The organism is Rhodoferax ferrireducens (genome assembly GCF_003347515.1).
Taxonomy (GTDB): Bacteria; Pseudomonadota; Gammaproteobacteria; order Burkholderiales; family Burkholderiaceae_C; genus Rhodoferax.
Window position 1 is genome coordinate 248,837 of the sequence record NZ_QEII01000298.1, and the last position, 13,167, is coordinate 262,003.

Annotated in this window: 11 protein-coding genes; 3 read left to right on the top strand and 8 right to left on the bottom strand. The window is 64.9% G+C overall.

The window, feature by feature from the left end:
• Nucleotides 1-10 precede the first annotated feature (10 nt).
• From C5P05_RS21545 to C5P05_RS21570, 7 genes are all read right to left on the bottom strand, one after another.
• Nucleotides 11-919: a hydroxymethylglutaryl-CoA lyase gene (locus tag C5P05_RS21545; RefSeq protein WP_114971890.1), complete on the bottom strand. Its 909-nt coding sequence runs from the start codon at nucleotides 917-919 to the stop codon at nucleotides 11-13.
• Between the two features lie 33 nt (nucleotides 920-952).
• Nucleotides 953-1,873: a 2-hydroxyacid dehydrogenase gene (locus C5P05_RS21550; RefSeq protein ID WP_114971891.1), complete on the bottom strand. Its 921-nt coding sequence runs from the start codon at nucleotides 1,871-1,873 to the stop codon at nucleotides 953-955.
• Nucleotides 1,874-2,003: 130 nt separating this feature from the next.
• On the bottom strand, nucleotides 2,004-4,025 hold the full coding sequence (locus C5P05_RS21555) for a biotin carboxylase N-terminal domain-containing protein (protein ID WP_114971892.1): 2,022 nt from the start codon (nucleotides 4,023-4,025) through the stop codon (nucleotides 2,004-2,006).
• On the bottom strand, nucleotides 4,018-4,146 hold the full coding sequence (locus C5P05_RS35030; protein WP_269813958.1) for a hypothetical protein: 129 nt from the start codon (nucleotides 4,144-4,146) through the stop codon (nucleotides 4,018-4,020). The genes C5P05_RS21555 and C5P05_RS35030 overlap by 8 nt, the downstream gene beginning before the upstream one ends.
• 19 nt (nucleotides 4,147-4,165) lie before the next feature.
• On the bottom strand, nucleotides 4,166-4,945 hold the full coding sequence (locus C5P05_RS21560) for an enoyl-CoA hydratase/isomerase family protein (protein WP_114971893.1): 780 nt from the start codon (nucleotides 4,943-4,945) through the stop codon (nucleotides 4,166-4,168).
• 3 nt (nucleotides 4,946-4,948) lie between these two features.
• Nucleotides 4,949-6,571 carry a carboxyl transferase domain-containing protein gene (locus tag C5P05_RS21565; protein ID WP_114971894.1) on the bottom strand — a complete coding sequence of 541 codons (1,623 nt, stop codon included), beginning with the start codon at nucleotides 6,569-6,571 and terminating at the stop codon, nucleotides 4,949-4,951.
• 10 nt (nucleotides 6,572-6,581) lie between these two features.
• Nucleotides 6,582-8,309, bottom strand: a complete 1,728-nt coding sequence (locus C5P05_RS21570) for an AMP-binding protein (protein WP_114971895.1) — start codon at nucleotides 8,307-8,309, stop codon at nucleotides 6,582-6,584.
• Nucleotides 8,310-8,438: 129 nt separating this feature from the next.
• On the opposite strand from C5P05_RS21570, the gene C5P05_RS21575 reads away from it, so the two are divergent.
• The 3 genes from C5P05_RS21575 to C5P05_RS21585 are packed head-to-tail and all read left to right on the top strand — an operon-like array spanning nucleotide 8,439 to nucleotide 11,904.
• Nucleotides 8,439-9,497, top strand: a complete 1,059-nt coding sequence (locus C5P05_RS21575) for an AraC family transcriptional regulator (protein ID WP_114971896.1) — start codon at nucleotides 8,439-8,441, stop codon at nucleotides 9,495-9,497.
• A gap of 52 nt (nucleotides 9,498-9,549) precedes the next feature.
• A complete protein-coding gene (locus C5P05_RS21580; RefSeq protein ID WP_114971897.1) occupies nucleotides 9,550-11,196 on the top strand; it encodes an AMP-binding protein in 1,647 nt (548 codons plus the stop codon).
• Nucleotides 11,197-11,232: 36 nt separating this feature from the next.
• Entirely contained in the window at nucleotides 11,233-11,904 is a 672-nt protein-coding gene (locus C5P05_RS21585; RefSeq protein ID WP_114971898.1) for a glutathione S-transferase family protein, read from the top strand.
• A 567-nt stretch (nucleotides 11,905-12,471) separates the two neighbouring features.
• On the opposite strand, the gene C5P05_RS21590 is transcribed toward C5P05_RS21585, so the two are convergent.
• Entirely contained in the window at nucleotides 12,472-13,134 is a 663-nt protein-coding gene (locus C5P05_RS21590) for an HAD family hydrolase (protein ID WP_114971899.1), read from the bottom strand.
• Nucleotides 13,135-13,167 lie beyond the last annotated feature (33 nt).

Below are 13,167 nucleotides of genomic sequence, written 5' to 3' on the forward strand. Positions count from 1 at the left end.
ACCACACATCTCAGTTGCTCCGCTTGTTGAGCAGGGCCGTCGCCGCGCGCGAACCGGATTTGCGCTGCAGAAAGTCGCTGATGAATTTGCCGGCGTCAATCAGCTTGTCCAGGTCAATGCCGGTCTCGATCCCCATGCCGTGCAGCAGGTAGACCACGTCTTCCGTCGCCACATTGCCGGTCGCGCCCTTGGCGTAGGGACAGCCGCCCAGGCCGGCGACCGAGGCGTCAAACTGCCAGACCCCCATTTGCAGGCTGATCAGCGTATTGGCCAGCGCCTGGCCATAGGTGTCGTGAAAATGGCCCGACACATCGTTGATGTCGTAATGTTTCAGCGTCGCTTCCATGGCGCGCTGCACCTTGAGCGGGGTGCCGACACCGATGGTGTCGGCCACACCGACATGCTGCACGCCGATGCCCTTCATCAGGCCGGCCAGGTAACTAACCCGCGCGGGCGCAATCTCGCCTTCGTAAGGGCAGCCGACCGTGCACGACATGGCGCCGCGCACATAGATGCCGGCCGCGCGCGCCGCCTGCACCACGGGCGCAAAACGCTCGATGCTTTCGGCGATCGAGCAGTTGATGTTCTTCTGGCTGAAGGCTTCGCTTGCGGCGCCGAACACCACGATCTCGTCCGGCTTCGACTTCAGCGCCGCTTCAAATCCCTGCAGATTGGGCGTCAGCACCGAATAACGCACACCAGCTTGGCGCTGGATGCCGGCCATGACCTCGGTGTTGTCCGCCATCTGCGGCACCCATTTGGGCGACACGAAACTCGTGACCTCGATCTCGGTCAGGCCGGCGTCCTGCAACCGGTGCACCAGCTCGATCTTGACGGCGGCCGGCACTGGCTGTTTTTCGTTCTGCAGGCCGTCGCGGGGGCCGACATCGACCAGTTTGACACGGGTGGGAATGCTCATTGGGGGTTCCTCAATTGAATCGTACGGCCATGCTCAGTAACCGCGCTCAGGGTCCACGATACCGGCAACCGGATCACCACATTCAAGCGCCATGATCTTGCCCGCAATCTGCGCAATGCTTTCCTCGCGCAGGGTGCGGGCCGAGGTGTGCGGTGTCAAGCTGATCTTGGGATGCGTCCAGAACGGGTGCTCAGCCGGCAGCGGCTCGGTGCGAAACACGTCCAGCGTGGCGCCGGCCAGATGCCCGCTGTCAAGCAGCGTGATCAGATCGTCGTCCACCAAATGGGCGCCACGGGCCACGTTGATGACGTAGCCACCGGGTTGCAGTTTGGACAGGGTCTCGCGGTTCATGACGTCCTGTGTGTCGGGCGTGAGCGGCAGCAGGTTGACCAGCACTCGGGTGGCGCGCAGAAAGTCATCGAACTGCGCCACGCCAGCAAAGCCCCGCACGCCCGCTATGGTTTTGACGCTGCGGCTCCAGCCATTGACCGGAAACTCGAACATTTGCAGCGCCCGCGCCACGCGTTCGCCCAGCACGCCCAGCCCCATCACCCCGACAGAGAAATCGGCCCGGTGGCGCGGCTTGCGGTAAGACCATTGGCCGGCTCGCATATCCGCCTCGTAGCCGTCGAACTCGCGAAAGTGCCGGATCACGGCGTGGCAGACATACTCGGCCATTTGCACCGACATGCCGGCATCATCCAGCCGCACCAGCGTGGCTTGCGGCGGCAGGCGCAGCTTCATCAGCGCATCCACCCCCGCGCCGATATTGAAAATGCCTTTGAGTTGCGGCTGCTCGTCAAAGAACTGTTGCGGCGGCGCCCACACCACGGCGTGGTCGGCCGGTGGCGCGCCGGGCTGCCAGAGCGCCACCTGGGCGCCCGGCAAGGCGGCTTCAAGACCCGTCAGCCAGGGTTCGGCTTTGGTATCGGTGCAACAAAATGTGATTTTCATGGGCGCTAAGGTTAACCCGCTTCGACACGCCATTCCAGACTCGTCATTGCAAGCGTCACCCCCGTCATTGCGAGCGCAGCGCGGCAATCCAGGAGCCATGGATTGCCGCGCTGCGCTCGCAATGACACCCTCAAGCCACCAGCTTGAGCAATTCCGCGCCTTCGGTCACCTGGTCGCCTGGCGCGTAGAGCAGCTCGGCCACCACGCCGTCCATCGGGGCGGCGATGGTGTGCTCCATTTTCATGGCGTCCATCACCGCCAGCGCCTGACCCTTGCTGACCTTGTCGCCGGCTTTCACGGCGAAGGACACCACCTTGCCCGGCATCGGCGCCGTCAGGCGCCCGCCTTCGGACTGCACATCGCCAGCGTGGGCCAGGGCATCGATTGCTACTATTTGTGTAGCGCCTTGCGAAGTGAATACATGGGCCACAGCCCCGTTTGTATAAACATTCACAATCTGGCGGCGGTCGCCCAGGCGCACGTCGATGCCCTGCGTGACCGGCGCAAACGTGAAGGTTCCGACCTCGCCCGCCACGTCCAGTTGCAGCGAGCCGTCGTGCAAGGTGGTCATGTGCACGATCTGCACCACGTCCTGAAACGCGTAGTCAAAGCGGCGCGTGCTGGGTCCGTGCGAGCGCCAGCCGTCTTGCCGCGCCCACGGGTCCAACCAGACCGCGCGGCTGGCGATCTGGGCTTCCGCCGCTTTCTCCGCCAGCAAGGTGTGCGCAATGGCACTGGCCACGGCCAAGCTCAAGCCGACCTTCTCCTGCTTGAACAGCACCGCCTCTTCACGCGGAATCAGGCCGGTGTCCAGATCGGCCTGGGCAAACGAGCGGCTTTGCACCACGTTGCGCAGAAACTGCACATTGGTGTTGAGGCCGACGATGTGGGTCTGCGCCAGCGCCGTGTCGAGCCGGGACAGCGCCTGCTCGCGCGTCTCGCCGTGCACGATCAGCTTGGCGACCATGGAGTCGTAAAACGGCGAGATCGGATCGCCCTCGCGCACGCCGGAGTCCACGCGAACGCCGCCGCTGTTGCGCGCGAAAGTTACGCACTCCGGCAGGCCATAGACGTGCAGCGTGCCGGTGGCGGGCAGGAAGTTGTTGTCCGGGTTTTCCGCGCAGATGCGGGCCTCGATGGCATGACCGGTGATCTTGAGCTGGTCTTGCGCCAGCGGCAAGGGCTCGCCCGACGCCACGCGCAGTTGCCACTCCACCAGGTCCTGCCCGGTGATGGCTTCGGTCACGGGATGCTCCACCTGCAGCCGGGTGTTCATCTCCATGAAAAAGAAGATCATGGAACCATCGGTTTTTTGCTCGACGATGAACTCCACGGTGCCGGCCCCGACATAGTCCACGGCCCGGGCCGCTGCCACGGCCGCTTCGCCCATCTCTTTGCGAAATTCGGGCGTCATGCCCGGCGCTGGCGCTTCTTCCAGCACTTTCTGGTGGCGCCGCTGCACCGAGCAGTCGCGCTCGAACAGGTAGACGTAATTGCCCAAGGTGTCGCCAAACACCTGAATCTCGATGTGGCGCGGGCGCTGCACGTATTTTTCGATCAACACGGCATCGTCGCCAAAGCTGTTGATGGCTTCGCGCTTGCACGACGCCAGCGCCGCCGCAAAGTCCTCCGAACTGTCGACCGCGCGCATGCCCTTGCCGCCGCCGCCGGCACTGGCCTTGATCAGCACCGGGTAGCCAATGCTGTCGGCCTCGCGCTGCAGCAGCGCCGGGTCCTGGTCCTCGCCGTGGTAACCCGGCACCAGCGGCACGCCGGCCAAATTCATCAAGCGCTTGGACTCGGCCTTGAGCCCCATGGCCTTGATGCTGGAGGGCAGCGGGCCGATGAACACCAGACCGGCGTCGGCGCAGGCTTGGGCAAACTCGACGTTTTCGCTCAAAAAGCCATAACCCGGATGCACCGCCTGGGCGCCGGTGGCTTTGGCGGCTTCGATGATTTTTTCCCAGCGCAAGTAGCTGTCCTTGGGCGCGCTGCCGCCGATGTAAACCGACTCATCGCAGACGCTGACGTGCTTGGCATTGGCGTCGGCGTCGGAATAAACCGCCACGGTCTTGATGGCCAGGCGGCGGGCGGTAGCCGCCACGCGGCAGGCGATTTCTCCTCGATTCGCAATCAGGATTTTGTTAAACATGTGAACACTCCATCGAGGAAAAATCGCCTGTGTGCACTTCGTGCACCAGGCAATGTAGCTGCGCTGCTGCGCCGCTTTGCGGCTGGTCGCCCCGATTGGCGATGAGGATTTTATTAAACATGCGAGTGTCTCCTGAGGCCTTAGGCCAGCCAGTTGGGTTTACGTTTTTGCAGAAAGGACTGCACGCCTTCGCGGCCTTCGCTGCTGGTGCGGATGTCGGCAATGCCTTCCACGGTGCGGGCGATCAGCGGGGCGTCGATGTCGCGCCCGGCCACGTCTTGCAGCAAGGTTTTGCAGCTGCGCACGGCGTTCGGGCTGGCGCTGATCAGCGCCTGGACCAGTTCATCCACCTTGGCGTCCAGCTGCTCGGCCGGCACCACCTCATGGACAAAGCCGATGCGGTGCGCCTCGGCCGCGCTGAAGCGCTCGGCCGTGAGAAAGTAGCGGTGCGCGGCACGCGCGCCCATGGCGCGAATCACATACGGGCTGATGGTGGCCGGAATCAGGCCGAGCTTGACCTCGCTCAGGCAGAAGGTGGCGCTGTCCACGCTCACCGCCATGTCGCAGGCGGCCACCAGCCCCATGCCGCCGGCAAACACGTCGCCCTGCACGCGGGCCACGGTCGGTTTCGGGCATTCGTACATCACGCGCAGCATCTCGGCCAGCGCGCCGGCGTCGGCCAGGTTCTCGGCGCGCGTGTAGTCGGCCATGCGGCGCATCCAGTTCAGGTCAGCGCCGGCGCAGAAGGCCGGGCCAACAGCGGCCAGCACCACGGCGCGCACGTCGGCACGGCTGGCGGCGTCCTGAAAGGCCTGGGTCAGCTCCAGAATGACCTCGTCGTTGAAGGCATTGCGCACATCGGGGCGGCTGAGCGTCAGGGTCAGCACGGACCCTTGTTGGGTGGTTTGTAAAGCGGCCATGGCTTACATCCGGAACACGCCGAACTGGGTATCCGGGATCGGCGCATTCAGCGATGCACTCAAACCCAGCGCCAGCACGCGGCGCGTGTCGGCCGGGTCGATGACACCGTCGTCCCACAGGCGGGCGGTGGCGAAATACGGGTGGCCCTGCTCTTCGTACTGGCGGCGGATTGGCGCCTTGAAGGACTCTTCTTCCTCGGCGCTCCATTGCCCGCCCTTGAGCTCGATGCCGTCGCGCTTGACCGTGGCCAGCACGCTGGCCGCCTGCTCGCCGCCCATGACCGAGATGCGCGCGTTCGGCCACATCCACAAAAAGCGCGGGCTGTAAGCGCGGCCGCACATGCCGTAGTTGCCGGCGCCAAAACTGCCGCCGATGATGATGGTGAATTTGGGCACCGCCGCCGTTGCCACGGCCGTCACCATCTTGGCGCCGTTGCGCGCGATGCCTTCGTTTTCGTACTTGCGCCCGACCATGAAGCCGGTGATGTTCTGCAGAAAAATCAGCGGAATCTTGCGCTGGCAGCACAGCTCGATGAAGTGCGCGCCCTTCAAGGCCGACTCGCTGAACAAAATGCCGTTGTTGGCGATGATGCCGACCGGCATGCCCTCGATGTGGGCAAAGCCGGTGACCAGCGTCGTGCCAAAACGCGGCTTGAACTCGTGCAACTCCGAGCCGTCAACGATGCGGGCGATGATCTCGCGCACGTCAAAGGGTTTGCGCGTGTCGGTCGGAATCACGCCGTACAGCTCATCCGCTGCAAAATTAGGAGCTACCGACGCAAGCAGCGCAGGGGCTAGCGCCTTCTTTTGATTCAAATGCGAGACCGCTTGGCGCGCCAGCGCCAGCGCGTGCAAGTCGTTTTGCGCCAGGTGATCGGCCACACCCGAGAGCCGCGTGTGCACGTCGCCGCCGCCCAGGTCTTCGGCCGTCACCACCTCACCGGTGGCGGCCTTCACCAGCGGCGGGCCGCCCAGGAAAATCGTGCCCTGGTTCTTGACGATGATGGCCTCGTCGCTCATGGCCGGCACGTAGGCGCCGCCGGCCGTGCAACTGCCCATGACGACGGCGATTTGCGCGATGCCCTGCGCGCTCATAGTCGCCTGGTTGAAAAAGATGCGGCCGAAGTGGTCGCGGTCCGGAAACACCTCGTCCTGGTTCGGCAGATTGGCGCCGCCCGAGTCCACCAGGTAGATGCAGGGCAGGCGGTTTTGCTGCGCGATTTCCTGCGCGCGCAAATGCTTTTTGACCGTCATCGGGTAATAAGTGCCGCCCTTGACGGTGGCGTCGTTGCACACAATCATGCAGTCCACGCCGCTGACGCGGCCGATGCCGGCGATGACGCCGGCGCTGGGCGCGCTGTCCGTGCCATCGCGGTCCGGGTACATGCCCATCGCCGCCAGCGGTGACAACTCCAGAAACGGCGTGCCGGGGTCGAGCAGCAGTTGCACGCGGTCGCGCGGCAGCAGCTTGCCGCGCCCGGTGTGCTTGGCGCGCGCCGCTTCGCCGCCGCCCAGCGCGGCCTTGGCGATCTGGGCGTTGAGGTCATCGACCAGGGTGCGCATGGCGCGGGCGTTGGCCAGAAAATCGGCAGAACGGGCGTTGAGTTGGGTGTCCAGGATGGGCATAAAACTTCTTTCAGGCGGTTTTGTCTTCTTGCAGGCCAAGCTGCTGCTTCATGTCGTCACGAATTTTGAACTTCTGGATCTTGCCGGTCACGGTCATCGGGAACTCAGCTACAAAGCGGATGTAGCGCGGCACCTTGTAGTGGGCAATCTGCCCCTTGCAGAAGGCCTTGACCTCAATCTCGCTCAGGCTCTGGCCCGGCTTCAGAATGATCCAGGCGCACAGCTCCTCGCCGTATTTTTGGTCGGGGATGCCGACCACCTGCACGTCCTGAATCTGGGGATGCCGGTAGAGGAATTCCTCGATCTCGCGCGGGTAAATGTTTTCGCCGCCGCGTATCACCATGTCCTTGATGCGCCCGACGATGTTCACATAACCTTCTTCGTCCATGGTCGCCAGGTCGCCGGTGTGCATCCAGCCCTCGGCGTCGATCGCCTCGGCGGTGCGGCTCGGGTCTTCCCAGTAGCCGTGCATGACCGAATAACCGCGCGTGCACAGCTCGCCCGACACGCCCGGCGCCACTGTTTGTCCAGTGACCGGATCGATCACCTTGACCTGCAAATGCGGCTGCACCAGGCCGACCGTCGCCACCCGTTTTTCCAGCGGCGTCGTGGTGCTGCTCTGGCAGCTCACCGGGCTGGTTTCGGTCATGCCGTAGGCGATGGTGACTTCGGACATGTGCATGTCGCGCACCACGCGCTTCATGACCTCGATCGGACAGGGCGAGCCGGCCATGATGCCGGTGCGCAGGCTCGACAGGTCGAACTCGGCAAAACGCGGATGGTCCAGCTCGGCGATGAACATGGTCGGCACGCCGTGCAGGCCCGTGCATTGCTCGTCCTGCACGGTTTGCAGCACGCTCAACGCGTCGAAACCGTCGTTCGGGTAAACAATGGTGGCGCCGTGCGTGAGGCAAGCCAGATTACCCAGCACCATGCCAAAGCAGTGATACAGCGGCACCGGAATGCACAGGCGGTCCGCCGAAGTGAGCTTCATGGCTTCGCCAATGAAGAAGCCGTTGTTCAGGATATTGCGGTGCGTCAGCGTGGCGCCCTTGGGGAAGCCGGTGGTGCCGCTGGTGAACTGGATGTTGATCGGGTCAGTCGGGTGCAGCAATTTGGCCACGGCGCCAATGCGCGGGTCGGCTGCGTCACCCGTCGCCAACAGCGTCGAGAAGCGCAGCAGGCCCGGCAACTCGTCGCCCTGCCCCGGCTCGTCGATCCACACCACGGTGCGCAGATGCGGCAAGCGGGCCGACTGCAAGGCGCCCGGCTGGGCGGTGGCCAGTTCCGGCGCCAGTTCGCGCAACATGCCGACGTAGTCGCTGGTCTTGAAGCGGGCCATGGTCACCAGCGCCTTGCAGGCCACCTTGTTGAGCGCGTAGTCCAGCTCGGCGACCCGGTAGGCGGGGTTGATGTTGACCAGAATCAGCCCGACCTTGGCGGTGGCCAGCTGCATCAGCAACCACTGCGCGTTGTTGTGTGACCAGATGCCGACCCGGTCGCCCGGCTGCAGGCCGAGGCCGAGCAAGGCACTGGCCAGCTGATTGCTGGCCGTTTGCAGTTCGCGGTAGGTGTAACGCTGGCGCTGGTGCACGCTGACCAGCGCTTCATGCTCGGGCAGGCGCGCGGCCATGGCATCAAAAAACGCGCCCAGGGTTTGCTCGATCAGGGGCACGTCGGTCGCACCGCTGGACAAACAGGAAGTCAAGGCGGGCGCTGCCTCAGGTGTTGTTGTCATGTTGATTCTCCTCAAGGGGCACGGGCATAGGCCCCAGAAACTGTCGCAGCTTGCAGCATAGGCCTGTGCGCCCATCGATGGCAGCCACTTAGGTTGCAAATCGTGCCACCTGGCGCCATACTACAGATCATGCCGCGCACTGCCTCTCCCGCCCCTTTTTCAACCGCAATTACCACCACCGGCCCGGCCGTGACGCCTATGGCTTTTGTGCACGCCATTGTGGAGGCTTATGCCCGCCAGGGCAGGAGCCCGGCGCAGGCCCTGGCCCTGGCACAAATTGCGCCAGCGGCGCTGCAGGATCCGGCCGCACGCATCACGGCGGCGCAAATGGAGCGCATCTCCGGCGCCGCCATGCAGGAGCTGGACGACGAGGGCCTGGGCTGGTTCAGCCGCCGCCTGCCCTGGGGCAGCTACGGCATGCTGGCGCGCGCCTCGATCAGCGCGCCCAGCCTGGGCGTGGCGCTCAAGCGCTGGTGTCGCCACCACGGGCTAATGACCGACGACATCACGCTGAAACTGACGCTGGCAGGCGACAGCGCCACCCTGTCCATCACCGAAAACCGGGACCTTGGCGCACTGCGCGAGTTTTGCCTGGTCTCGGTGCTGCGCAACATCCACGGCCTGGCCTGCTGGATGATCGACTCGCGTCTGCCGCTGCAGGCGGCGCAGTTTCCCTTCCCCACGCCGCCGCACGCCGAGGTCTATGGCGTGCTGTTCTCCGGCCCCACCACCTTCGATGCCGCGCCGGCCGGCATCCGTTTTGATGCGCGCTACCTGGCCTTGCCGCTGCGGCGCGACGAACAAGCCCTGCAGCAAATGCTGCAGCGCGCGCTGCCCTTGACCGTCTTGCAGTACCGGCGCGACCGCCTGCTGGCGCAGCGCGTGCGCCAGGCGCTGAGTCTGCATCCGGCGCTGATCCACAACGCCGACAGCCTGGCCACCCTGCTGCATGTCTCGCCGCGCACGCTGCACCGGCAGCTCAAGGACGAAGGCGCCTCGCTGCAGGCCCTGAAGGACGAGGTGCGCCAGGCGCGCGCACGCGAGCTGCTGCTGCGCACCTCGCGCCCGATCAAGCAGGTGGCCGAGGCCGCGGGTTTTCGCAACGAGAAAAGCTTCATCCGCGCCTTCCATGCCTGGACCGGGCTGTCACCGGCGGAGTTCCGGCGCCAGTCCCCACCCTTGGCATGATTTGTCCCTTTTGTGGCGCGCCCGACACCCCGCATCTTTATAGACTGGGACCATGATCACTGTCGACGACTCCACCACCCTGGGCGAGGCCTTTTTCCGGGCCTGCGCCGCCTATGGCGCCAACAGCCTGCTGGCCGTGCCGGCCAACCCGGCGCGCAGCTATCACCCGCAGGGCCGCGAGATCAGCTACGCCGAGGCGGCCGAAACCGTGCGCACGCTCATGGACCGCTACCGCGCCGCCGGTTATGGCCTCTCGCACCGCGTCGGCCTGTTTCTGGAGAGCCGGCCCGAGCACATGCTGCACAAGCTGGCCCTGAATGCGCTGGGCGTGTGCTGTGTGCCCATCAACCCCGATTACCGGCCGCGCGAACTGAGCTACCTGATCCAGCATTCGCGCGTGGACCTGATCGTGCTGCTCCCCGGCCGGGTCGACGCCGTGCGCGCGGCCCTGGCGGCATCGCCCCACCAGCCCGGCCTGGCCATCGTGGACGAGCGGGCCGCCCTGCCAAGGACGCTGACCGCGCCCCTGACCCCGGCCGCCGCCGGCCAGCCCCAGGCCGACAGCCCCGCCAGCATTCTCTACACCTCGGGCACGACGGGCCAGCCCAAGGGTTGCGTGCTATCGCATGCTTACGAACTGGCCGCCGGCCAGTGGTACGCCAGCCAGGGCGGGCTGGGCGCGATCCGCGAGGGACAGGAGCGCCTGTACAACCCGCTGCCGCTGTTCCATGTCAACGCCTCCATCCTGTCTTTCTACTGCATGCTGCTCAGCGGCGGCTGCCAGGTGCAGACCGACCGCTTCCAGCCCTCGCGCTGGTGGGCCGAAGTCTGCGAGAGTCGCGCCACCATCGTGCACTACCTGGGCGTGGTCGTGCCCATGCTGCTGGCCCAGCCGGTCAATGCGCTGGAGCGGGCCCACGGCGTGCGCTTTGGCTACGGCGCCGGTGTCGAGCCGCAACTGCACGCGCTGTTTGAAGCGCGTTTCGGACTGCCCCTGCTGGAGCTCTGGGGCATGACCGAGAACGTGCGCACCTTGTGCGACTGCCAGGAACCGCGTCAGGTCGGCACGCGCGCCTTTGGCCGGGCCAGGCCAGGTCTGGAAGTGCGCGTGGTGGACGAAGCCGACGCCGAGCTGCCCGACGGCAGCGCCGGCGAGATGCTGATCCGCCATTCCGCCGCCACCCCCCGGCGCCATTTTTTCAGCGGCTACCTGGACGACCCGGCCGCCACCGAAGCCGCCTGGCGCGGCGGCTGGTTCCACACCGGCGATATCGTCACGCGCTCGCCCGACGGCATGCTGCACTTCATGGACCGGCGCAAGAACATCATTCGCCGCTCGGGCGAAAACATCGCCGCCGCCGAGGTCGAAGCGCTGCTGCTGACCCACCCGTGGGTCGCACAGGTCGCCGTCATGGCCGTGCCGGACGAAATTCGCGAGGAAGAAGTGCTGGCCTGCGTGGTGCTGGACCCGGCCACGGCCGCCGGTGTGAGCCGCGAAGACGCCGCGCGCCAGCTGTTCGATTTCTGCCACCAGCAGCTGGCCTATTACAAGGCCCCGGGCTGGCTCTGGTTTGCCGACAGCATCCCGACCACCGGCACGCAAAAAATCCAGAAACACCGCATCTTTCCCGAACAGACCGATCCGCGCACGCTGGCCGGCATGATCGATCTGCGGGCGCTCAAGAAACGCAGCGTCTAGCAAGACAAGCTCCATCAACCCGAAGACTGGCACCCCATGATCACCTTGCACCACTGCGTCAGCGCCCGCTCCTTCCGCCCTCTGTGGCTGCTCGAAGAGTTGGGCCTGCCCTATACCTTGCGCATGCTGCCGTTCCCGCCGCGCGCGCTGGCCCGTCATTTTCTGGCCGACAACCCGCTGGGCACGGTGCCACTGCTGGTCGATGACGCCATGCGCATGACCGAATCGGCCGCCATCTGCCAGTACCTCGCGGCGCGGCACAGCGCCGGCGACCTGGACGTGGCGGTCAGCGACCCGGCCTATGGCGCCTACCTGAACTGGCTGCACATGGGCGAGGCCACGCTGACCTTCCCGCAGACCCTGGTGCTGCGCTACGCCCACTTCGAAAGCCCGGAGCGACGCCAGCCCCAGGTGGCAACCGACTACAGCCGCTGGTTCCTGGCCCGCCTGCGCGCCCTGGATGTCGCATTGTCCGAACAGGACTTTCTCTGCGCCGACCGCTTCACCGCCGCCGATGTGTCGGTGGGTTACGCCCTGATGCTGGCCACGCACCTGGGGCTGGCGCCGCAGTTTTCCGATGCGGTGCGTCGCTATTGGGATCGCCTGCAGCAACGCCCGGCCTTCCAGCGTGCGCTGCAAGCTCAGCACCAAGCCGCGCTGGACCAGGGCGTGTCGACTATTCCGGCGCCGGAGGTGCGGCCTGACTGATTTTCGCCCTAGCACAAATCCCTCAGCAGCCACTCCACAAATTTTGTGGATAACTTTGTGCACCAGCCCCGGGACAAGCCCACCAAAACCACGGCTGGCGCGGCTTTCAACGCGATGCCTGCGAAACAGGCAGGCAGAACAAAAACACGGCTCAGGGCAAAATAAATTCCAGTCCACAACTTCTGTGGACAACTTTGTGGATCAGTCTAGGGAAAACCAACGGAATCCTTATCTGGCGCGGCCTGCAACACGGTGCCTGTCAAATAGGCAAGGGGAATAAGTCGCACATTCAGCCTTAAAACGATGAATTCCCCTACATCAAAAAACGCCATAAACCGGCAACGGGCCCAGCAAAGCACGACAAATATTCTTGAAATATTCCCCCGCTTTGATGCTCTAGCGAGACCCGCCCAGCCCCTGAACTTGATTCACAAATTATGTGGATAACTTTGTGCACCAGCCCCGGAACAACCCCGGCAAAGCCTTAGCTGACGCGGGCTGCAGCACGATGCCTGTCAAACAGGCAGCCGGCCCGCCGAATCAGGCACCTCGCCCGCCCGAGCGGTTTCAGGCCGCTTCCAACAGCAGCTGTGGCAACTCGGCCATGTGGCCAAACAAGCGGCTGGCACCAGCCTGCAGCAGGGTCGGCCCCTGCTCGGGCAGCGGGCAGTAGGCCCAGACGGTAGCGCCCGCCGCCACGCCCGCCGTGGTGCCCACGGTCGTGTCCTCGATCACCAGGCACTGGTGCGCCGGCGCATCCAGGTGCCGCGCCGCCGCCAGGTACACGTCAGGCGCGGGCTTGGAGCGCGCCATCTCCTGGCCGCTGAAGATGTTGCCGGCAAAGAAATCCATCAAGCCGACTTTGAGCAACTGCATTTCCACCTTGGCGCGGTCAGCACCCGAAGCGCAGGCAATGCGCTGCCGGGTGTAGCTGTGTGCCGCCTGCACGGCCGCGTGGGCGCCGGCCATGATCTCCAGCCGCGCGTCCAGCTCGCGGTTGCGCCGCGCATAAAAAAGGTTCATCCAGTCTTCGGTCAGCGGCTGGCCGGTATGCGCCTCGATGGCGACGCGCTCGTCGCGCACGGCCTTGCCGACAAAAAACTGCATGCATTCCCGGGCCGTCATGACCCAGCCGCGCTCGGCCAGCATCTCCCGCAGCACGGTGTTGACGATCGGTTCGCTGTCGACCAATACACCATCGCAGTCAAACAGGATTGCTTCAAATTTCATAGCTAGCTACGCTTATTCCATGAGGGCCAGAGG

Bases quoted from the DNA above. Each gene is read 5' to 3' on its own strand.
- C5P05_RS21575 (WP_114971896.1), top strand. From the start codon at position 8,439: ATGCCGCGCACTGCCTCTCCCGCCCCTTTTTCAACCGCAATTACCACC.
- C5P05_RS21570 (WP_114971895.1), bottom strand. From the start codon at position 8,309: ATGACAACAACACCTGAGGCAGCGCCCGCCTTGACTTCCTGTTTGTCC.
- C5P05_RS21590 (WP_114971899.1), bottom strand. From the start codon at position 13,134: ATGAAATTTGAAGCAATCCTGTTTGACTGCGATGGTGTATTGGTCGAC.
- C5P05_RS21550 (WP_114971891.1), bottom strand. From the start codon at position 1,873: ATGAAAATCACATTTTGTTGCACCGATACCAAAGCCGAACCCTGGCTG.
- C5P05_RS21560 (WP_114971893.1), bottom strand. From the start codon at position 4,945: ATGGCCGCTTTACAAACCACCCAACAAGGGTCCGTGCTGACCCTGACG.
- C5P05_RS35030 (WP_269813958.1), bottom strand. From the start codon at position 4,146: ATGTTTAATAAAATCCTCATCGCCAATCGGGGCGACCAGCCGCAAAGC.
- C5P05_RS21580 (WP_114971897.1), top strand. From the start codon at position 9,550: ATGATCACTGTCGACGACTCCACCACCCTGGGCGAGGCCTTTTTCCGG.
- C5P05_RS21545 (WP_114971890.1), bottom strand. From the start codon at position 919: ATGAGCATTCCCACCCGTGTCAAACTGGTCGATGTCGGCCCCCGCGAC.
- C5P05_RS21565 (WP_114971894.1), bottom strand. From the start codon at position 6,571: ATGCCCATCCTGGACACCCAACTCAACGCCCGTTCTGCCGATTTTCTG.
- C5P05_RS21555 (WP_114971892.1), bottom strand. From the start codon at position 4,025: ATGTTTAACAAAATCCTGATTGCGAATCGAGGAGAAATCGCCTGCCGC.
- C5P05_RS21585 (WP_114971898.1), top strand. From the start codon at position 11,233: ATGATCACCTTGCACCACTGCGTCAGCGCCCGCTCCTTCCGCCCTCTG.